Raw genomic sequence first — 18,320 nt, 5'->3', positions numbered from 1 at the left:
CGCCCGGGCGCACACCCCACTGGAGACACCATGACCACCTCCACCGCGTCAGAACCGGAGGACCAGGCAGCCAAGCCAGCCACTCGGCGTCGGCCAAAGCCCCAGGGCGGCGGCTTCCCCGCCGCCCTGCCGTGGCTGGCGCCCGCCCTGCTCCTGATCCTGGTGGTCGTGGTGTTCCCGGCGGGGTACATGATCTACAACTCGATGCGTCACATCGGGAAAAATGCCGTGGACGACGGCTGGGCGGAGCCCACGCGCAAGGGCCCGGACTGGGGCGTCTTCTCCAACTTTGGGCACATCTTCACGGACCCCAACCTGCCGCGCATCCTGCTCAACTCGCTGGTGTGGGTGGTGGTCGTGGTGGTCTTCACCGTGGTCATCTCGCTGGTCCTGGCGCAGTTCCTCTCCAAGCCCTTCCCCGGCAGGCGCCTGGTGCGCATGGCCGTGGTGGTGCCGTGGGCGGCGTCGGTGGTCATGACCACCACCGTTTTTTACTACGCGATGGACCCCAACTACGGCACCCTGAACCACCTGCTGGAGCAGCTGCACCTGGTGGGCCCTGACGGCTTTGGCTTCACCAAGAGCCCCGTCTCAGCCCTGGGTTCCGCCATGGCGATCGCCGTCTTTGTCTCCCTGCCCTTCACCATTTACACGCTGCTGGCCGGCATCCAATCGGTGCCGGCGGACACCATTGAGGCCGCCAAGATGGACGGCGCCGGCCGCCTGCGCACCTACTTCTCCGTGGTGCTCCCGCAGCTGCGCAATTCCCTGGCCGTGGCCGTGCTGATCAACATGATCAACGTCTTTAACAACCTGCCGATCCTGCAGATCATGACCAAGGACCTGCCCGGCTACGAGTCAGACACCCTGATGACCTACATCTTCAAGACCATGCAGTTCGACAAGCGTATTGACTGGGCCTCCGCGCTCTCCGTGCTCAACTTCGCGATCGTCGCCCTGATCGTGCTCATCTACGTCCGCGTCGTCAAGCCGCTGAAGGAGGTCTGAGCCATGGCGTTCCTTGCCGTTGAAGACCGCGCCCCCAAGTCCCGGGTGGTGGGCCGCATGGTGATTGGCCTGCTCGTCGCGATCGTGTTCCTGGTCCCGTACCTGGTCATGTTCCTTGGCTCAGTCAAGACGCGTGACGAGATCCTGAGCTATGACCCGTCCTACCTGCCCAAGGACGGTTGGCAGTGGGATAACTACAGCGCCATGTGGGACACCCCGGAGACCCCGCTGCCGTACAACCTGATCTCCACCATCGTGATTGCCCTGGCGGCCACGGTCCTGGTCCTGCTGGTGGCGGTGCCCGCCGCGTATTACACGGCGCGCTTCCGCTTCCCAGGGCGCCTGGCCTTTATGGGCCTGGTGATTCTGACGCAGATGCTGCAGCCGGCCATCCTCACCACAGGCCTGGTTCGGGAGATGCTGCTGCTGGACATTGGCGACACGTGGCTGGCCATGATCCTGATCAACGCGGCCTTCAACCTGGCCTTCGCGACCTGGATGATGCACTCCTTCTTTGCGGCGGTGCCCAAGGAGGTGGATGAGGCGGCGCAGTTGGACGGCGCTGGCAAGTTCCGCACGCTCTTTACGGTGAACCTGCCGCTGGTCTGGCCGGGCATCGTCACGGCGGTCATCTTTACTTTTGTTTCCGCCTGGAATGAGTTTGCCGCGTCCCTGGTGATCCTGACGACGGCGGAGAATCAGCCGCTCTCCGTGGCGCTCACCAAATTTGTGGGGCAGTACAACACCAGTTGGCAGTTCGTTTTTGCCATCTCCATTGTCTCTATCATCCCGGTGGTCATTTTGTTCTTCTTCATCGAGAAGCGCCTGGTGGGCGGCCTGGCTGCCGGCGCGGTGAAATAGAGTTCAGCGCATGAACCGAGCCGAGCGCAGTAGCGAGATCCTGGCCGTTTTGGCGCGCGAGGATTCCGTGGACGTGGACCGGCTGGTGGGTCACCTGGGGGTCTCGCCCGCCACGGTGCGCCGCGATCTGGACGCGCTGGCCTCCCGTCAGCTCCTGGTGCGCACTCACGGCGGCGCCGCGCGCGGCTCGGTGGCCTACGACCTGACGGAGCGGTACCGCCTGGGCGACGACGCTGGGAAGCGGGCCATTGCCGCTCACGCCTCGCAGTTGGTCACCCGGGGCATGGTGGTTGGCCTCTCCGGCGGCACCACCACGGCCATGGTGGCGCAGATGCTGGGGATGCGCCCGGACCTGCGGGATCAGTCCGGGCGGCCCACCCTCACGGTCGTCACCAACTCCGTCAACATCGCCTCCACGCTCGCGGTGCGCACGCACATCAAGGTTGTGGTCTCAGGCGGCGTGATGCATCCGCATTCCTACGAACTGGTGGGCCCCTTCGCTGAGGAGACGCTGGGCCGCCTCACCTGCGACGTCAGCTTCATTGGGGTGGACGGCATGGACCCGGTGCACGGGTTCAGCGTGAACGAGGACTCTGAGGCGGTGGTCAACGCCATGATTGCGGCACGCGCGCAGCGCGCGTGGGTGATTGCCGACTCGGTCAAGATGGGCACCCGCGCCTTTGCGACCCTGCCCCACGTGGACGGGCTGGGTCTGATCACGGATGAGTTGGTGAGCGCCGCGGACGTGGCGGCGTTTAACAAGGCAGGGCACGACGTCGTGGTGGCGGCCCCTGCCTCCACGTAGGGCTCACGCGGCGACGGTGTTCCCGTCCGCGTCGGTCAGGAAGGGCTCCAACGCCTCACCCGGGGAGGGGAAGGCCTTGAGCCCCATGGCCCAGGCCGGCGTGAGGGTGGCGGCGGCCAGGGCGTCGCTCACGCTGATGCCGCTGGAGATGACGTGCCGCACGGCCCGGTCCATGGTCAGGGTGGAGCCGGCGATGGAACCACCCTCCTTCAGCCGGGCCACACCACCCGTCACCGTCACCTCCAGCGAGCCAAGCGCGTAGGCGCCGTCGCTGCAGCCGGTGGCACTCATGGCATCTGACACCAGGGCAACGCGCCCGGAGGCCGCGGAGAACAGCAGCCGCATCAGCGTGGGGTGCACGTGCACCAGGTCGGCGATCAGCTCCAACGTGACGTGGGCGCAATCCAGCGCTGCCCCCAGCGGGCCGGGCTCGCGGTGATGCATGCCTGGCATGCCGTTGAAGGCATGTGTCAGGACGGAGGCGCCGGCATCAAAGGCGGCCATGGCCTCATCTCGGGTGCAACTCGTGTGGCCCACGGCCACCGCCACCCCCCGATCCGCCAGCCAGCGCGTGGCCTCCAGCGCGTGGTCCCGCTCGGGGGCCAGGGTGATCTGCTTCAGGTGCCCGCCGCACGCGTCGTAGAGGCGCTGCACATCCGCCAGCTCGGCGGGGCGCAGGAAGTGGGGCGCGTGGGCACCCCTGTGGGTGTGGTCAAGGAAGGGCCCCTCCAGGTGGATGCCGGCCAGCGTGGGGTCCGCCTCCACCGCGGCGGCCAGGCGCCGCGCGGCGCGGGCCTCCACATCCAGGGGGTTGGTGACAAGAGAGGCCACCAGCTGGCGCGTGCCGTGGGCACGATGCAACGCCACGGCCGGGCCAAGGTGGCGGTCATCGTCAAAGGCCACGCCGTCCGCCCCATGGCAGTGCTGATCAACCCAGCCCGCCGTGAGGGCCCGGCCCCGCGCGTCCGTGACGCGGACCCCGGAACCCGACTCTTCGCCGTCGGGCAACAGGGTTGTCCAGGTCTCACCGACCCCCTCGGCGATCATCCGGCCGCGATCAGTGGCGATCCAATCCCGTCCCGCGGGCACCGGGGAACCGGAGGAGGTGGCCTCGGAGAGATCAATGCGTCGAGCGGAATGAATGATGTGCGCCACGGTGGTCTCCAGGGGTGCGGGAACGGCCTCGTCATACGCGCGCGCGGCTCGTCGTCTCACGCCCGCGAACGCTGGAACCAGCATAGGCTTGGCGGCATGGATGTTGTGATTTCGCCCATGCCACACACTGCCGCAGAGCGGGCCGGTGCCCGCGTAGCGGAGGCCATCGCCGCGAACCCCCTCCTGGTGCTTGGCGTGGCCACCGGATCCAGCCCGCTGGGCGTTTACGCCCACGTGCGGGAGCGGATTGAGCGCCACGGCCTGGACGTCAGCGGGATCACTTGTTTTGCGCTGGATGAGTACGTGGGGCTGCCGGAGGATCACCCGCAGAGCTACCACCAGGTGATTCGGCAGACGGTCACCGAGCCGTGGGGGCTGCGCGCCGATCAGGTGCACGTCCCCGCCGGCACCACCGGGGATCCGCGGCAGGCGGCCCTGGACTATGAGCGGGACATCCGCGAGGCGGGCGGTGTGGGCCTGCAGTTGGTCGGTATTGGCGGCAATGGGCACATCGGCTTCAACGAGCCCGGATCCTCGCTTGGCTCACGCACCAGGATCAAGACGCTGCATCCCAGGACCCGCGAGGACAACGCGCGCTTCTTTGGCGGGGACATGGACGCCGTGCCGATCCACTGCATCACCCAGGGCATCGCCACCATCTTGGATGCGGGGCACGTCCTGATGATCGCCTCCGGCGCTGGCAAGGCGGACGCGGTGGCCAAGATGGTGGAGGGGCCCGTCTCCTCCGCCTGCCCGGCCTCCGCGTTGCAGCTGCACCCACACACCGAGGTGTTCATCGACGATGCGGCCGCGGCGGGGTTGCTGCACCGTGACTACTACGACTTCGCGGTGGCCAATGCGGACTCCGTGCCCGGCGCCTAGCCTGCTGGCCTAGCGTCTAGCGCCTAACCCCAGCCCAGCTCGTGGATGCGGCGCTCGTCCAGGCCAATGTGGTGGGCAATCTCGTGGACCAGCGTGATGCGCAGCTCCCGCACCATGTCCGTCCAGTTCTGGCACGCCTGCTCAAAGGTCGCCTTGAAGAGGACGATGCGATCCGGGAGCCGCCCCATCTCGTCGATCCCCCGTTCCGTCAGTGCCACGCCGTCGTAGTAGCCAAAGAGTTGGGTGTCGGGGTGCTCGTGGGGGAGCGGCTCGTAGGCCTCCTCGATGAAGATCTGCACGTTGTCGAGGGGTTCCAACAGTGCGGGCGGCAGGAGACGGAAGGCCTCGGTGGCGGCGAGATGGAACGCGTCGGTGCTGACCCTGAATGGCATGGCCCCAGCCTAGTGAGCCCCGCCTGGTTCGCGTGCGCAGGATTTGTCCCTTACGATGGATACGCACGCGTGAGCCACTTGCGCCTGCGCCCCCATCGTCTAGTGGCCTAGGACACCGCCCTTTCACGGCGGCGACACGGGTTCGAATCCCGTTGGGGGTACGGACGGTTCCAGCGATTTGGAACTGTCAAGGAGGCTCTGATAAAGTTTCCACTTGTGAACGGCGCCAAAAGGCCGGAATCAAGGCCCTGTAGCGCAGTTGGTTAGCGCGCCGCCCTGTCACGGCGGAGGTCGCGGGTTCAAGTCCCGTCAGGGTCGCAACGGTTCTCCGTTTCGACGAAGAATCTGAATGGCCATCGAAAGATGGCCATTCGGCTCTGTAGCTCAGTTGGTAGAGCGTTCGACTGAAAATCGAAAGGTCACCGGATCGACGCCGGTCGGAGCCACTGAAACCCTCGCCTAGCTTCTACGCGGCGAGGGTTTCGTCTTGTCCCGAGCGTTTTCGCGGCGGCGCCTCCGTAGGATCGGGGCATGGATACCGCACTCGAAGCCGGACCGTTCTTCCATGGAACCAGGGTGGCACTGGCCCCTGGCGACCTGCTCACGCCCGGCTTTCGCTCCAACTATCGGCCAGAAGTGCTGATGAATCACATTTATTTCACTGCCCTGCCCGACGGCGCGGGGCTGGCTGCCGAGATCGCGGCGCTGGGCGCGCGGGGCGGGGTGGCGTACGTGTACCAGGTGGAGCCGACCGGACCGTTTGAGGACGACCCGAACGTCACGGACAAGAAGTTCCCCGGGAACCCCACCCGCTCCTATCGCAGCTCCGAGCCACTCAGGGTGGTGCGCCAGGTCACCGACTGGACCCGGCTGACGCCCAGGGCTCTGGAGGAGTGGAGGGTGCGGCTGGAGACCTTGCGCCACGATGAGAGCGCGCAGATCATCAACTGACTGGGCGGGGCCGCGCTGGCGCGGGGGTGTGCCGTGGAGCGTTCATCGCGTAGATTCTTCGCATGCGAAGTAATTCCGGTGACGCCACCGCCTCAGAAACCAGCACATCAGCCACCACCTCAACGCCCCTGCACATCCAGACCCCCTCCGGTCAGCTGAGAGGGCACCTCGTGGAGCCGGCCCGCACGGAGGACGTGATCGCCACAGTGGTGCTGCACCCGGCCACCGCCGTTCCGGAGCGCCTCTATACCGGGTTTGCCGAATACCTGGCGGGCCAGGGCTTTGCGGTCCTCACCTATGACTACCGCGGCACCGGCAGCTCCGGCTCCCCGCGCCAGCACCGGGGGATGCGGATGCGGGATTGGATGGCCGTGGACGTGCCGGCGGTCGCTGAATGGGCGCGGGGTCGCTTCCCGGACGTGCCGCAGCTCGCGGTAGGGCACAGCGTCGGCGGGCACGCGCTCTCCCTTGATTACGGCTCGTCCGGGCTGCAGGGCTTCGTCACGATCGCCTCCCACGCCGGGGTCACCGCGACCATCCCGAACCCGGCCGAACGGCGTCGTGTTGGCCTGGTACTCAGGGTGCTGGGGCCGGCCACGGCCCGGCTGCTTGGCTTTGTGCCGGGGAAGCGGCTGGGGCTGGGAGAGGACATGCCCGGCGCCGCCATGCTGGAGTGGAGTGCCTGGTCCCGGCTCCCCGGCTACTTCTTTGACGACCCCACCATGGACGCCGCGGAGCGGGCGGCCAGGGTGACGCGCAAGGTGCTGGCGATCGGATTCAGTGATGACCCCTGGGCCACGCCGGCGCAGGTCGATGCCATCACGGATCACCTCAGCAACGCCGACGTTCAGCGGCGCACCCTTGATCCGGTAGGTGGGGCCGCGATTGGCCACATGGGATTCTTCCGACGCGCGCACCGCGACACCCTGTGGCCCAGCGTGAATGAGTGGCTCCAAGAACAAGCCAAGACGTCCGCATGAGTCCCCGCAGGCCGCCCCGGCTGGTCTTTCTCCTCACGACAGCTGAGCGTTCCGTCCGCCGCTGGATCGATGCGAGGGGCAAGGGCGCTGGGGTGACTGCGGCGACGAGTGGTGTGCTGTTTTACCTGGCCAGCCAGCCCGGCGCCACCATGAGCCAGCTGGCCGCGGCGCTAGGCGCATCGCCGGCGGGAACCACCGGGTTGATCAAGCGCATGGAGGCCAGCGGGCTCGTGGAGCGTGCCCTGGATGAGGCGGATCAGCGCGTCACCCGCGTGGCGCTCACCACGAAGGGCGCGGCCACGGGCAGGGAGGCCATTGCCGCCATAGGCCACCTCAACGCCGCGCTGACGCAGGGGTTTGAACCCCACGAGCTGGACATCGTGGCGCGGTGGCTTGGGCAGGCGGCGCAGCTCCTTGACGCGCCGCCGGAACCGGACTGACGCGCACCTCTTGTCACGTTCAGGGGGTGGGCGCCCAGGCCCCTTCAGCGTTGATGGCCTGGGTGATGCGCCGGCTGGAAGCGCCGAGCTGCTTGGCCTGGGCGGCGCTGGTGCGCCCTACCTCCCTTGTCCAGAGATTCCTGGAACCCGAGGAGGTGGCGAACCTGGTCGCATTCCTGGCCAGTCCCCTGTCCTCGGCAACCAACGGGGCGGCGGTCAGGGCGGACGGCGGCGTGTTGCCAACGCCGCTCTGAGGCACGGTGTCTGCCCCCGCGGGTAGGCTGGGTGGCGTCACGTCACGCACACCGCGAGCATCTTGAGGAGGCGAGCGCATGCAGGAGCCACAACGCCCGGATCGGTCGCCGCGTCCCCCCGCGCGCAGCCCGGAAACGCGCCAGGAAACACCGTTAGCACCCAAGCCGCAGGGCGCATCCGTGCCGCCGCGCCCCAGCACCCCGCCGACGGGCGCCGTGCCGGTCGTCCCTGCGCCAGGCGCTGCCCCTGTCGCTGCGCCACCCGCCAGCAGGCCGCAGCCTCCAGCCACGCCCCCGCATCCGCCCACCGGGGCCCAGCGGGTGGCCCGCGTGCCACAGCGTCCCTTGGGTGATGCGCCCAAGATGCCGGCGGTGGACCGCACGCCCGCACAGGAAACCGAGCCTGCGCTTGAAACCGAGCCCGCGGAGGACATGTCCCCGGCGGTCATCATTCGCCGCGCCGTGACCGGAGTCCCCGGCGTCTTGGGTGTCGGCGAGCCCGTCTCCCGGGCGTTGGGCCGCCTGGCTCAGGCGATCGGGCAGGATTCCTCGGCCGGCGTCTCCGTGACCCAGGGCAACGCCGAGCTGGCGGTGGATCTGGGCATCGTTGTCTCCTATACCTACCCGCTGCGGGACACAGCGGCCCGCGTGCAGCAGGCCGTCGCCGCTGCGCTGGCGGATGCCGGACGCACCCTGGCGGAGGTCAACGTGGACGTGCTAGAGGTCGCCGCCGAGGAGAAGAATCCCAGCCCCGGCACCGTCCCTGCGCCGCTCGGGGGAGCCGACCAAGCGGCGTCGGGCAGCATTCCCGGCCACGTCCGGGTCGGCAGCCGCGCGCTGAGCTCCACCGCGCAGCAGCTGGCCGCGAGGGCTTTTGCGGTGCCGGTGAACCGGGTGGGAATTTCACTGCGCGACGACGCGGGGGACCTGGCGCTGCGCCTGAACCTGCCGCTGCCGGTGCGCCCACTGAGCGCCACGGCGCCTTCCGCCGCACCCGAGCCGGGCTCGGGAGTGGACGGGGACGCAGTGTCCCTTCGCGAACGTGCCCTGGGGTTGCGCGCACCGTTGCGGCGCGACTTTGAGGCCGTGACCGGCGCGCGCCTGTCCCGCGTGGACGTGCAGGTCACCGGAGTCATCTTTGATGACGCGGACGCCGTTCCCGCCAAGACCAAGAACACCCTTACGACTCAGGAGAGCCCCGCATGAGTCGCCGCGCCCGCGACCTGGACACGCTGAACCAGGACATTCTTCAGCGCGAAACCAGGGCCTCGCGCTCCGGCCTCTCCGTGCTGGTCGGTGTGGTGGTCATTGCGCTACTGGGCTACCTTGCCCTGGAAACCGGCACGCGCGCCGTGGGTCATGAGCCCTGGCTGATTGCGCCGGAACGGGCCTGGGCCTGGTTCGTGGGCCTGCCCGGCAGCAGCAATCCCCCCGTGGGCGTCGCCGTGGCGGGCGGGCTGATCCTGGCCATTGGCGTTGGCCTGTTGGCCGCGGCGCTGACCCGCGGGACCCGCCGCAGGCACAGCCTGCCCACCCACCGAGTGGTGGCGCTGGTGGATGACGACGTGATTGGGCAGTCCCTGGTCCGCGCGGCCCACCTCGCCGCCGGCGTCGGGCCGGATCAGGTGCGGGTGATCGTGGACCGCGCGGCCGTGCTCGTCACCGTCCGCCCCACCTCCGGCGTCTCCATCGAGGGGGCGGCGGTGGAGGAGGGCGTGCGTTCCGAGCTGGAACGGCAGGGCTTTGCCGGCGTCTTCACGGTCTCCGTCACCGTGACCGCCACGGGGGTGGTGGGACAGTGAACCGCACACCACGCGGCCTCAACCGCACCATCTTGGCCATCTTGGGCGTCCTGTGTGTCCTGTTCGGGGCACACCTCATCCTTGTCTCGGTCCTGCCGGCGTACGCCTCCGCGGTCGCGGCCCCCTTGGCGAGCATCAACACCTGGGTCACGGAGACGTGGGGTGCCACGTCCACCGGCGGCGGCGGGTGGGTGTGGCTGGCCCTGGCGGTTCCGGCGGTCCTGATCGTGGTTTTTGCCGTGGTCTGGATGCTCTCGCAGGGTCGCGGACGCGTCACGCTTTACAGCCGCGAGGCGGTGCCAGAGGGCCAGGCCCGCGGCGTCGTAGAAATTACCGGATCCGTGCCGACCGCGCTGCTCAAGCGCGCGCTCGCGGACCGCGGCGACATCCTCAGCGTCTCCATGAGCGTGTGGGATCAGCAGGCCGACGCCGCTGGGTTGCGTGTGCGAATCCAGCCCCGTCCCGGCGCGGAACCGCTGCGGTTGGTCCAGGATATGGATCGCTGGGTTCAAGAACTGGACGAGCGGGTGGGCCTGCAGGGGCCGGTGCTCGTGGAATTGGTCAGCGGCACCCGCGCCCGCTTTGCCCGCACCGAACGCGTACGCTGACTGCTCAGTGCAGTCGTTTCCCAACCAGCAGTCCCCAGGAGATCCGCATGACGCTCTTCCCGCCGACCCCGCCCAACGGAGATGACGAGGCCCGCCGAAGCGGTAGCACCCCCGGCACTGAGCCCGCGGACGGCTCCGCGCAGCCCTCCACCTTTGATCCGGATGCCTGGGATACGAAGGGGACGCAGACGAACTCGTCGTACCCGCAGGCCGGTTACCAGCAGCCCGGGTACCAACAGGGCGGGTACCAGCAGCCCGGTTACCAACAGGGCGGGTACCAGCAGCAGTATGCGCAGCCCGGTTACCAGCAGCCCGGGTATGCCCAGCCCGGTTACCAGCAGCCCTACGGGGCGCCCGGGTACGCGCAGCCAGGCGCCTACATGTACCCCGTGGCGGCCCCGACGCCGCCCCGGCCGCCGGGAAGCCCCCTCACGGGCATTCTTGGCTTGGGATTGGCGGTCCTCGCCTTAGCCGTCAGCGTGATCGCGGACTTTATTGTGATCGACCAGATGCGCCAAGCCATCGAAACCGGTAATAGTGAAGCGGGCGTGGCCGCCGCTGGGGGCGCCGTGATTGCGCAGAGCATCGCCAGCTTCTTGGGCATCGCCGGGCTGGTCCTGGGCATCATCGGCACCGTCACGAACAAGGGCCGTGCCCTGGGGATCTTTGGCATCGTGGTGGCCAGCGTGGCGCCGATTCTGAGCTATTTCCTCTTCATTGGGCTCATGATCGCGGCCACCGGTTCCGCCGACTTGAACAGCGACTACTCCACCTTCCCCAGCACCGGGGCCTGAGGGCCTTTTAGCTGGCCCGCCCCAGCAGGCGCACGGTATGCCAGCGCCGGCTGATCCGGTGATGCGCCGCGGCGGCGGAGAGCAGATCGCCCTCATCCAGGGCGTCCAGGCCCTCACGCAGATCGCTCGGGGTCTCGTCCGGCCACACCGTCTGTGCCATGGGTCCGTAGTCCATCTCAAGGATGGAATCCGGGTGGAAGCGCTGCAGCCACTCGTTGAGCTCGGAGAGCTGGTCAAGGAGCGGTAGCTCCTCCGCCGCCCTGGCCACGATCGCAACGGCCCGCGCTGTGCGCTCCACCGCCAGCACCACCGGCACGCGCAGGCGCACGGAGGTGAGCACTCCGTCGTGATCATCCACCTCGTGGGGATCGTCCTCGTGGATCGTGGCGAACCAACTCAAGGGGATGCCCCAGGTGGCGTCCCGGGTGAAAAGCGGCTCATCATCCAGCCACATCCCGTGTTCCTGGAGGCGCTCCGAGTGGGCCTCTGCCGCCGTCGCCGGAATCACCGCGTCCATCAGCGCAAAGGGGAGCTCGTCCTCCAACAGCCCCGCGGCCATGCCCGCGCGCAACGGGAGCTGCTCCGGGCAGTAAAAGGTGCCCGTGCCCTCCTCCGTGGGGTGGTGCAGCACCCGGTAGCGCTCCAGCGTCTCGTGCGGGAACGGGTCCGTGACGTCCCGGGTCACGCGCGTGAGCAGCGCCCGGCGCGCGGTGATCTCGTAGGACATGCGGGACGCGGGCTCTTGCTCACGAATCAGCAACTGATCCGTGTCATCAAAGGCCCGCAGCGGTGAAAACACGCGAAGGTGAGCCGTGGGCGGCAGGTTGCGCCGCACGCCAGGGGCCACGTCCGGGAGCATCAGGACAGCTCCACCACCACGGGCGCGTGATCAGAGGCGCCCTTGCCCTTGCGCTCCTCGCGGTCCACGTTGGCGTCCACCACACGGGAGGCCAGGGCGGGGGAGAGCAACTGGAAGTCGATGCGCATGCCCTCTTTCTTGGGGAAGCGCAGCTGCGTGTAATCCCAGTAGGTGTAGACGCCGGGGCCGGGGCCGGGGTGCCGCTGGCGCATGGGGTCCGTCAGCCCGGCATCGAGGAAGTCCTGGAAGGCCTGGCGCTCCGGGGCGGAGACGTGCGTGAGGTTGTTCTCGAGGAAGTACTGCATGTCCCAGACGTCCTCATCCCGCGGGGCAATGTTCCAGTCCCCTGTCAGGGCAAACTGCGCCTCCGGGTCCTGCGCCAGCCACCCCTCCACGTCCTGGCGCAGCACGTCCAGCCACTCCAGCTTGTACGGCATGTGCTCATCCTGCAGCCCGCGCCCGTTGGGGACGTACAGGCTCCACACCCGCACGCCGCCGCAGGTGGCGCCGATGGCGCGAGCCTCTTGCACCGGGTCCTTGCCGCCCTTGCCGAAGGCGGGCTGACCCGCAAAGGTGCGCTGCACGTCGTCCAGCCCCACGCGGGAGGCAATCGCGACGCCATTCCACTGGCTGAAGCCAAAGTGGGCCACCTCGTAGTCCAGGCGCTCAAAGAGTTCCCACGGGAAGTTCTCGTCTTTGCACTTGGTCTCTTGGATGGCCAGGACGTCCACGTCGTTGGCCTCCAGCCAGGCCTCAACCCGGTCTGCGCGGGCACGGAGGGAGTTCACATTCCAGGTCGCGATCTTCACCCGCACACGCTATCAAGTTGAGGGCCGGGCTACCCCTTCAGACCAGGGAAGTCGCTGTCCCGGTATTCGTGGCCAAGGCCCGCGGGCTGCTGCGTCTTCTCCGCGCCGGCCCCCTGATGCCGCGCCTCTTCTGCCCGGCGCAGCTCCACCCGCCTGATCTTGCCGGAGACGGTCTTGGGGAGTTCGGCAAACTCCAGCCGACGGATGCGCTTGAACGGGGCCAGGTGTTCGCGGCAGTACTTCAGGATGGATTCGGCTGTGTCGGCGTCCGCGGGGTAGCCAGCGGCCAGGACCACAAAGGCCTTGGGCACGGAGAGCTTCAGTGGGTCTGGGGAGGGCACCACGGCCGCCTCGGCCACGGCGGGGTGTTCAATGACCACGGACTCCAGTTCAAAGGGGGAGAGGCGGTAGTCGGAGGACTTGAACACGTCGTCGCCGCGGCCCACGTAGGTGATGATCCCGTTCTGGTCCCGCTCCGCCATATCCCCCGTGTGGTAGTAACCATCGCGGAAGGCGTCCGCGGTTTTCTCCGGGTCACCGTGATAGCCCACCATGAGCCCCACCGGCCGCGGGTCAAGGCGCAGGCAGAGCTCGCCGGCATCCGCCTCCACGCCGGAGGCCGGGTCCACTAGCACCACGTCGTAGCCGGGCATGGGGCGGCCCATGGCCCCGATTTTGATGGGGATGCCGGGAGGATTGGCGGTCTGCACGGTGGATTCGGTCTGCCCAAAGCCGTCGCGGATGGTCTGCCCCCAGGCCTGCGCCACGCGGTCAATCACCTCCGCGTTGAGCGGCTCCCCGGCAGAGACCACCTTGCGCGGCGGCGTCTTCAGGTGGCTCAGGTCCGCCTGAATCAGCATGCGCCACACCGTGGGCGGCGCACAGAAACTGGTGACACCCTCCGCGTCCATCTGCTCCATGAGCGCCTTGGCGTCAAAGCGCGCGTAGTTGTAGATGAACACGGTGGCCTCCGCGATCCACGGCGCAAAGACGTTGGACCAGGCGTGCTTGGCCCAACCGGGGGAGGCCACGTTCAGGTGCACGTCCCCGGGCTCCAAGCCAATCCAATACATGGTGGAGAGGTGCCCCACCGGGTAGGAGGTGTGGGTGTGCTCCACGAGCTTGGCCTTGGACGTGGTGCCAGAGGTGAAATACAGCAGCAGCGTCTCGTCCCCGCGGGTCAGGGTGTCTGGGTGGTAAGCGGTCTCCAGCTGGGCGGAGTCCGCGTAATTCAGCGCACCCTCCACTGGCTCATCCACCGTGATGCGCTGGTAGGCGCCCGGAACGGCGTCGAACTTTGACAGATCCTCCGAGCGCGCCACCGCCCAGGAGGCGCCGCCGCGCTCCACCCGGTCCGCCAGATCGGCGGGCCCCATCTGCGTGGTCGTGGGGATCATGACCACGCCGTGCTTCATGCCGGCCAGCATGATCTCCCACAGCTCCACCTGGTTGGTGAGCATGAGGATGACCCGGTCGCCGCGCTTGATGCCCTGGGCCCGGAACCAGTTGGCGACCTGGTTTGAGCGGGCGGAGAGCTGCTTCCACGTCCGCCGGGTCTGGCGGCCGTCCTCCTCCACGATCACCAGCGCCTCCGTGGTGCCGCGGGGGCTGGCGGCGACCTCATCAAACCAGTCCAGCCCAAAGTTGAAGTGGGTCAGTTGCGGCCAGACAAACTCCGCCTTCGCGGTGGCGTAATCCTCGCGGAGGGCAAGGAGCTGATCCCGGGCGGCGCGGTACTGGTCCGTAACGGACATGGTGGTCCCCTCTCGGCGGCGCCCGGCGGGCGGGCGCCCTCGTGACTTGGCTCACCTCACCGTATCGCCGCGGCCGGGTGGGAGGAAGTGCCCGACGCCGCTTGGTGACCTTCCAGCGAGGCGCGACCCCGCGTCGTCGGGCAGGTGCTTAGCGCTCCAGCAGGTCCGCGACCGAGTCCAGGACGTGATTGGGGCGGAAGGGGTAGCGGCGGATGTCCTCGCGCTGCGTGATGCCGGTGAGGACCAGGAAGGTCTTCAGGCCCGCCTCGATGCCCGCCACGATGTCGGTATCCATGCGGTCACCGATCATCGCGGTTGTTTCCGAGTGCGCCTGAATGCGATTCATGGCGGAGCGGAACATCATGGGGTTGGGCTTGCCCACCACGTATGGGACCCGGCCGGTCGCCTTGGTGATCAACGCGGCGATGGCGCCGGTCGCCGGGAGCACGCCGTCCAGGGAGGGCCCCGTGGCGTCCGGATTGGTGGAGATGAAGCGCGCACCGCCGGCAATCAAGCGGATGGCGCGGGTGATGGCCTCAAAGGAGTACGTGCGCGTCTCCCCGAGCACCACAAAGTCGGGATTCTGATCCGTGAGGATCACGCCCGCCTCATGCAGCGCGGTGGTCAGCCCCGCCTCACCGATGCAATACACGGTGGCGCGCTCCTGCTGGTCCGCGATGAAGACCGCCGTGGCCAGGGCGGAGGTCCAGATGTTCTCCTCTGGCACCTCAAGCCCGGAGGAGGACAGGCGCGCGGAGAGGTCGCGTGGTGTGTAGATGGAGTTATTGGTCAGCACCAGGTAGCGCTTGCCCTGGTCCCGCCACTGGTTGAGCAGGTCACCTGCGCCGGGCACTGGGGCGTTTTCGTGCACCAGCACGCCGTCCATGTCGGTGAGCCAGCATTCAATGTTCTGGGATGAGTCAGTCATCAGTTCCTCCACCACGAATCCATGATCGTCACCGGCGTGGTGCGCTTGTGACGGCTGCGTAGGTACTTCTCTTCGATGAGGGCCGCGGAGGTCTCCGGGACCTCGTGGCCCTCCAGGTAGGCGTCGATGTCCGCGTAGCTGATGCCCAGCTCGTCCTCGTCCGCGCGGCCGGGCCGCCCGTCCAGGAGGTCCGCCGTGGGCACCTTGGCCCAGAGCTGTTCCGGCGCCCCAAGGTGGCGCAGCAGCTCCCGGTTCTGTTCCTTGTTGAGCCCAAAGAGCGGCAGGATATCCGCGCCGCCGTCGCCAAACTTGGTGAAGAAACCCACCACCGATTCGGCGCCGTGGTCGGTGCCGAGGACCAGCAGGTTGCGCTCGCCGGCCAGCGCGTATTGGGCCACCATGCGCATGCGCGCCTTGACGTTGCCGCGGTTGAAGTCGGAGATCTCGCGGCCGGTCGTCGCCGCGAATTCCTCTGAAAGCCCGTCGGTGCCAGGCTTGATGTTGAAGGTCCACCGCGTGGCCGGCTGGATGAATTCAAGGGCGGCCTGAGCATCTTCCTCATCCGCCTGCTCGCCGTAAGGCAGCCGCACAGCCACAAAATCCGCGGCAATCCCCTCGCTAGCCAGGCCCTCCACGGCCAGTTGGGCCAGGCGCCCGGCCAGGGTGGAATCCAGCCCGCCGGAGATACCCAAAACAAAGCCGGCCGTGTGGGTGGCTCGCAGGTAGTCCTGCAGGAAACTCACGCGGCGCGCCACCTCCTTGGCCGGGTCGATGGTGGGCTGCACGCCCATCTCCTCGATAATCTGCCGCTGGAGTTCTCGCATACCCACCAGCCTAATGAGGTGTGGCCCCGGTGCGAAGCGCTGGGACTACGTGACGTGGGCTGATCTGACGCGATGTGGCGGCTTGACGCCGACTTGTGGAGCCGGATAGTGGCTTCTTGAATGCGCGTCCTGGCACAATGCTGTGTCACAGTGTGATCTAGATTGAGTGAAGCACTGTGTCACACCGCCTTTTTAGTTCAGACGCACAAAGATTCCAGTAGTATCTCGATCCACAAGACTAAATCATCACTCGCGCAGTGGGGGAGACCATGGCAAACAACGATCAGTCCACGCCTGGCCAGGATTCGGGGAACACTCCCGATCCGGTCAATCCGGACGGCCAGCAGCCCCCGAGCTGGGGTCAGCCGGCACCCTATAACGAGCCCTCGGGCTACGAGACCCCGACTACCCAGTTTGGGCAGCCGGACATCGCTCCCCCGGGTGGGGGCGACCTGCCCCAGGCCCCGTGGCAGGCCTCCCAGGAGAACTACGGCCAGGGTGGCGAGCTTGGTGCCACGTCCGGTCAGCCGGATTGGAACACCCCACAGCAGGGGCCCGACGGCGCCCCGCAGGACGGTTTTGGCGCGCAGCCCCCGCAGTTTGGTGACCCGAATCAGCAGTTTGGCGATCAGCCCCAGCAGTTCGGCGCGGCCGGTGCCGCGCCGTTTGGTCAGGGCGGCCAGCAGTCCCCGTTCGGTGGCCCGGGCGGGCCGGGCGGGCCGGTAGGTCCTGGTGGCCCCGGTGGCCCCGGCGACCAGTTTGGTGGCCAGGGTCAGGGCGGCGGCAGCAACAAGAAGCGTATGGCGATCATCCTGAGCATCATCGGTGCGCTTGTGGTCGCGGCCATCGTGCTGGTGATTGTGCTGGTTGGCAACGCCAACAACGACAAGAAGCAGGCTGACTCCACCGCCGCGAGCTCCTCGTCGCCCGAGTCAAGCAGCGGCGCCCCTGAAAGCAGTGGCGCTCCGGAGGGAAGCTCCGGCTCCACCGAGGGTGCCCCGTCCCCTCAGACCATCCCGCAGGGCACTGCCGACGCGGCAGTGACCGGCCTGGTGACGGCTCTGAAGGATGGTCAGGCGGCCAACGCGATGAAGTTCATTGACACCACACAATTCAGCGGCAGCGGCGATGAGTCTGACGTGCTGCTGACTGACGCGGTGTACACGGCGGCGACCAAGCGTCCCACCGACATCCGGATCGAGGAGACCAAGGACAGCTACACGGATGACCGCAAGGACGTCTCCGCTGTCATCGTGACCGGCGCCGAGGAGCGTCGCGTGACGTTCCAGGTCGTCAAGACCGGCCCGGACAACGCTGAGAACCCGTGGCAGATCGACATGTTCTCCCTGCCGACCATTTCCGTTTCCGGTGCCAACGCGGCCACGGTGAAGGTCAACGGCGTGGACGTCAAGATCCCCGCCGGTAGCAGCGAGTACAGCTCCGCGCGCCTGCGAGTGCTGCCGGGTACCTACACCTTTGAGCGTGCTGGCGACCGTTACTCGGCCTTCGGCAAGGTGGCGCCCGTTGAGGTCAACGCCAGCGGCCTTGACCGTAACAGCGTGGGATCCGGCTTGAAGCGCATCGAGTTCAAGGAGACCCGCACCGCGGCCTACAAGACCGATACGCAGAATGCGGTGAAGGCCTACCTGGCTCAGTGCGTCAAGTCCAAGGACCCGGCACCCAAGGGTTGCCCGTTCCGCATTAACCCGAACTACAAGGGCAAGAAAGCGACCGGTCTCAAGTGGACCATCACCAAGCAGCCCACCGTCACGGTCTCCACGAGCCCCAGCAGCGACCGGGTCTACACGAGCGGCGGCAAGGCGCGCGTGACCGGCAAGGCCGGCAGCGCCCGAGTCCGCGGCGACGTGAGCCTGTACTTCTCCGGCGAGTCCAAGGTGACCAACGGCAAGCTGGTGTTCACCCCGAGCGACTAGCGGGAGTGCCCACGGGCTGTACAGAAGGGCGGGCCACCAGTTTTTCAACTGGTGGCCCGCCCTTTTTGTGCCTCGCTGCCGGCTCTCTCCCTGGGGGTCGACGTCGTTGGCGCGCCCAGGTGCGCGGGTGTGGGTTGGTGGCCTGTGAGGGACGGGGCCTGTGGATAAACCCTGTTTCTATGGGTTTGAAATATTCTTTGGTGGATCTGGGCGAAACCGGTTCAAAAGCGGAGCAAAGTGTCAGGGGGTCACGAGACGCTTGAGGTGTTCAAGGGGGAAC

20 protein-coding genes and 3 tRNA genes are annotated in these 18,320 nt (G+C 67.6%); 16 read left to right on the top strand and 7 right to left on the bottom strand.

Annotated elements, in window-relative coordinates; genetic code table 11:
* Positions 1-30 precede the first annotated feature (30 nt).
* From DWQ67_RS12310 to DWQ67_RS12300, 3 genes are read left to right on the top strand one after another with little or no spacing between them, the layout of a single operon-like run.
* Positions 31-1,008: a carbohydrate ABC transporter permease gene (locus DWQ67_RS12310; RefSeq protein WP_121485903.1), complete on the top strand. Its 978-nt coding sequence runs from the start codon at positions 31-33 to the stop codon at positions 1,006-1,008.
* Positions 1,009-1,011: 3 nt separating this feature from the next.
* On the top strand, positions 1,012-1,869 hold the full coding sequence (locus DWQ67_RS12305; protein ID WP_199712714.1) for a carbohydrate ABC transporter permease: 858 nt from the start codon (positions 1,012-1,014) through the stop codon (positions 1,867-1,869).
* A 10-nt stretch (positions 1,870-1,879) separates the two neighbouring features.
* Positions 1,880-2,674 carry a DeoR/GlpR family DNA-binding transcription regulator gene (locus tag DWQ67_RS12300; protein ID WP_121485902.1) on the top strand — a complete coding sequence of 265 codons (795 nt, stop codon included), beginning with the start codon at positions 1,880-1,882 and terminating at the stop codon, positions 2,672-2,674.
* Positions 2,675-2,677: 3 nt separating this feature from the next.
* On the opposite strand, the gene DWQ67_RS13645 is transcribed toward DWQ67_RS12300, so the two are convergent.
* Positions 2,678-3,889, bottom strand: coding sequence for an N-acetylglucosamine-6-phosphate deacetylase (locus DWQ67_RS13645; protein WP_147433696.1), 1,212 nt, complete (start codon positions 3,887-3,889; stop codon positions 2,678-2,680).
* Between the two features lie 36 nt (positions 3,890-3,925).
* On the opposite strand from DWQ67_RS13645, the gene DWQ67_RS12290 reads away from it, so the two are divergent.
* Positions 3,926-4,711: a glucosamine-6-phosphate deaminase gene (locus tag DWQ67_RS12290; protein WP_121485979.1), complete on the top strand. Its 786-nt coding sequence runs from the start codon at positions 3,926-3,928 to the stop codon at positions 4,709-4,711.
* 23 nt (positions 4,712-4,734) lie between these two features.
* Here the strand turns inward: DWQ67_RS12290 and DWQ67_RS12285 are convergent, their stop codons facing one another.
* Positions 4,735-5,103 carry a metallopeptidase family protein gene (locus DWQ67_RS12285; RefSeq protein ID WP_121485900.1) on the bottom strand — a complete coding sequence of 123 codons (369 nt, stop codon included), beginning with the start codon at positions 5,101-5,103 and terminating at the stop codon, positions 4,735-4,737.
* Between the two features lie 88 nt (positions 5,104-5,191).
* On the opposite strand from DWQ67_RS12285, the gene DWQ67_RS12280 reads away from it, so the two are divergent.
* The 11 genes from DWQ67_RS12280 to DWQ67_RS12230 all read left to right on the top strand — a co-directional run bounded on the left by DWQ67_RS12280 (position 5,192) and on the right by DWQ67_RS12230 (position 10,932).
* A tRNA-Glu gene (locus tag DWQ67_RS12280) sits at positions 5,192-5,264 on the top strand.
* Positions 5,265-5,347: 83 nt separating this feature from the next.
* A tRNA-Asp gene (locus DWQ67_RS12275) sits at positions 5,348-5,421 on the top strand.
* A 55-nt stretch (positions 5,422-5,476) separates the two neighbouring features.
* Positions 5,477-5,549: transfer RNA gene (locus DWQ67_RS12270), tRNA-Phe, on the top strand.
* A gap of 85 nt (positions 5,550-5,634) precedes the next feature.
* On the top strand, positions 5,635-6,054 hold the full coding sequence (gene arr, locus DWQ67_RS12265; protein WP_121485899.1) for an NAD(+)--rifampin ADP-ribosyltransferase: 420 nt from the start codon (positions 5,635-5,637) through the stop codon (positions 6,052-6,054).
* Positions 6,055-6,116: 62 nt separating this feature from the next.
* The gene (locus DWQ67_RS12260; protein ID WP_121485898.1) at positions 6,117-7,034 is read left to right on the top strand and encodes an alpha/beta hydrolase family protein; all 918 of its coding nucleotides are present in this window, start codon (positions 6,117-6,119) and stop codon (positions 7,032-7,034) included.
* On the top strand, positions 7,031-7,474 hold the full coding sequence (locus DWQ67_RS12255) for a MarR family winged helix-turn-helix transcriptional regulator (RefSeq protein ID WP_121485897.1): 444 nt from the start codon (positions 7,031-7,033) through the stop codon (positions 7,472-7,474). Before DWQ67_RS12260 ends, DWQ67_RS12255 begins: the two co-directional genes overlap by 4 nt.
* 53 nt (positions 7,475-7,527) lie before the next feature.
* Positions 7,528-7,728 (top strand): SDR family oxidoreductase, encoded by a 201-nt coding sequence (locus DWQ67_RS12250; RefSeq protein ID WP_121485896.1) that lies wholly within the window; start codon positions 7,528-7,530, stop codon positions 7,726-7,728.
* 330 nt (positions 7,729-8,058) lie between these two features.
* The gene (locus tag DWQ67_RS12245; RefSeq protein ID WP_147433695.1) at positions 8,059-8,934 is read left to right on the top strand and encodes an Asp23/Gls24 family envelope stress response protein; all 876 of its coding nucleotides are present in this window, start codon (positions 8,059-8,061) and stop codon (positions 8,932-8,934) included.
* A complete protein-coding gene (locus tag DWQ67_RS12240) occupies positions 8,931-9,530 on the top strand; it encodes an Asp23/Gls24 family envelope stress response protein (protein WP_121485894.1) in 600 nt (199 codons plus the stop codon). The genes DWQ67_RS12245 and DWQ67_RS12240 overlap by 4 nt, the downstream gene beginning before the upstream one ends.
* Entirely contained in the window at positions 9,527-10,138 is a 612-nt protein-coding gene (locus tag DWQ67_RS12235; RefSeq protein WP_121485893.1) for a hypothetical protein, read from the top strand. The genes DWQ67_RS12240 and DWQ67_RS12235 overlap by 4 nt, the downstream gene beginning before the upstream one ends.
* Before the next feature lie 47 nt (positions 10,139-10,185).
* Positions 10,186-10,932: a hypothetical protein gene (locus DWQ67_RS12230; protein ID WP_121485892.1), complete on the top strand. Its 747-nt coding sequence runs from the start codon at positions 10,186-10,188 to the stop codon at positions 10,930-10,932.
* Positions 10,933-10,939: 7 nt separating this feature from the next.
* On the opposite strand, the gene DWQ67_RS12225 is transcribed toward DWQ67_RS12230, so the two are convergent.
* The 5 genes from DWQ67_RS12225 to nadE all read right to left on the bottom strand — a co-directional run bounded on the left by DWQ67_RS12225 (position 10,940) and on the right by nadE (position 16,106).
* Positions 10,940-11,791, bottom strand: coding sequence for a hypothetical protein (locus DWQ67_RS12225; RefSeq protein ID WP_121485891.1), 852 nt, complete (start codon positions 11,789-11,791; stop codon positions 10,940-10,942).
* Positions 11,791-12,600, bottom strand: a complete 810-nt coding sequence (locus tag DWQ67_RS12220; RefSeq protein WP_121485890.1) for an exodeoxyribonuclease III — start codon at positions 12,598-12,600, stop codon at positions 11,791-11,793. The genes DWQ67_RS12225 and DWQ67_RS12220 overlap by 1 nt, the downstream gene beginning before the upstream one ends.
* 29 nt (positions 12,601-12,629) lie before the next feature.
* A complete protein-coding gene (locus tag DWQ67_RS12215; RefSeq protein WP_121485889.1) occupies positions 12,630-14,354 on the bottom strand; it encodes an AMP-binding protein in 1,725 nt (574 codons plus the stop codon).
* A gap of 148 nt (positions 14,355-14,502) precedes the next feature.
* Positions 14,503-15,282 (bottom strand): HAD-IIA family hydrolase, encoded by a 780-nt coding sequence (locus DWQ67_RS12210; RefSeq protein WP_121485978.1) that lies wholly within the window; start codon positions 15,280-15,282, stop codon positions 14,503-14,505.
* Entirely contained in the window at positions 15,282-16,106 is an 825-nt protein-coding gene (gene nadE, locus DWQ67_RS12205; protein ID WP_121485888.1) for an ammonia-dependent NAD(+) synthetase, read from the bottom strand. Before nadE ends, DWQ67_RS12210 begins: the two co-directional genes overlap by 1 nt.
* A gap of 269 nt (positions 16,107-16,375) precedes the next feature.
* Between nadE and DWQ67_RS13920 the strand changes: the two genes are divergently transcribed.
* Positions 16,376-18,040, top strand: a complete 1,665-nt coding sequence (locus tag DWQ67_RS13920; RefSeq protein ID WP_199712713.1) for a hypothetical protein — start codon at positions 16,376-16,378, stop codon at positions 18,038-18,040.
* The last annotated feature ends 280 nt before the right edge of the window (positions 18,041-18,320 follow it).

The sequence above is a fragment of the Galactobacter caseinivorans genome (genome assembly GCF_003640665.1).
Lineage (GTDB): Bacteria > Actinomycetota > Actinomycetes > Actinomycetales > Micrococcaceae > Galactobacter > Galactobacter caseinivorans.
The sequence above is the reverse complement of the archived record's forward strand: the minus strand, read 5'-3'. Positions and strand labels throughout refer to the sequence as shown.

What these genes read in the sequence shown, in the direction of transcription:
- DWQ67_RS12310 (WP_121485903.1), top strand. Translation starts at nt 31, where the DNA reads ATGACCACCTCCACCGCGTCAGAACCGGAGGACCAGGCAGCCAAGCCA.
- DWQ67_RS12305 (WP_199712714.1), top strand. Translation starts at nt 1,012, where the DNA reads ATGGCGTTCCTTGCCGTTGAAGACCGCGCCCCCAAGTCCCGGGTGGTG.
- DWQ67_RS12300 (WP_121485902.1), top strand. Translation starts at nt 1,880, where the DNA reads ATGAACCGAGCCGAGCGCAGTAGCGAGATCCTGGCCGTTTTGGCGCGC.
- DWQ67_RS12290 (WP_121485979.1), top strand. Translation starts at nt 3,926, where the DNA reads ATGGATGTTGTGATTTCGCCCATGCCACACACTGCCGCAGAGCGGGCC.
- DWQ67_RS12285 (WP_121485900.1), bottom strand. Translation starts at nt 5,103, where the DNA reads ATGCCATTCAGGGTCAGCACCGACGCGTTCCATCTCGCCGCCACCGAG.
- arr (WP_121485899.1), top strand. Translation starts at nt 5,635, where the DNA reads ATGGATACCGCACTCGAAGCCGGACCGTTCTTCCATGGAACCAGGGTG.
- DWQ67_RS12260 (WP_121485898.1), top strand. Translation starts at nt 6,117, where the DNA reads ATGCGAAGTAATTCCGGTGACGCCACCGCCTCAGAAACCAGCACATCA.
- DWQ67_RS12255 (WP_121485897.1), top strand. Translation starts at nt 7,031, where the DNA reads ATGAGTCCCCGCAGGCCGCCCCGGCTGGTCTTTCTCCTCACGACAGCT.
- DWQ67_RS12250 (WP_121485896.1), top strand. Translation starts at nt 7,528, where the DNA reads ATGGCCTGGGTGATGCGCCGGCTGGAAGCGCCGAGCTGCTTGGCCTGG.
- DWQ67_RS12240 (WP_121485894.1), top strand. Translation starts at nt 8,931, where the DNA reads ATGAGTCGCCGCGCCCGCGACCTGGACACGCTGAACCAGGACATTCTT.
- DWQ67_RS12230 (WP_121485892.1), top strand. Translation starts at nt 10,186, where the DNA reads ATGACGCTCTTCCCGCCGACCCCGCCCAACGGAGATGACGAGGCCCGC.
- DWQ67_RS12225 (WP_121485891.1), bottom strand. Translation starts at nt 11,791, where the DNA reads ATGCTCCCGGACGTGGCCCCTGGCGTGCGGCGCAACCTGCCGCCCACG.
- DWQ67_RS12215 (WP_121485889.1), bottom strand. Translation starts at nt 14,354, where the DNA reads ATGTCCGTTACGGACCAGTACCGCGCCGCCCGGGATCAGCTCCTTGCC.
- DWQ67_RS12210 (WP_121485978.1), bottom strand. Translation starts at nt 15,282, where the DNA reads ATGACTGACTCATCCCAGAACATTGAATGCTGGCTCACCGACATGGAC.
- nadE (WP_121485888.1), bottom strand. Translation starts at nt 16,106, where the DNA reads ATGCGAGAACTCCAGCGGCAGATTATCGAGGAGATGGGCGTGCAGCCC.
- DWQ67_RS13920 (WP_199712713.1), top strand. Translation starts at nt 16,376, where the DNA reads ATGGCAAACAACGATCAGTCCACGCCTGGCCAGGATTCGGGGAACACT.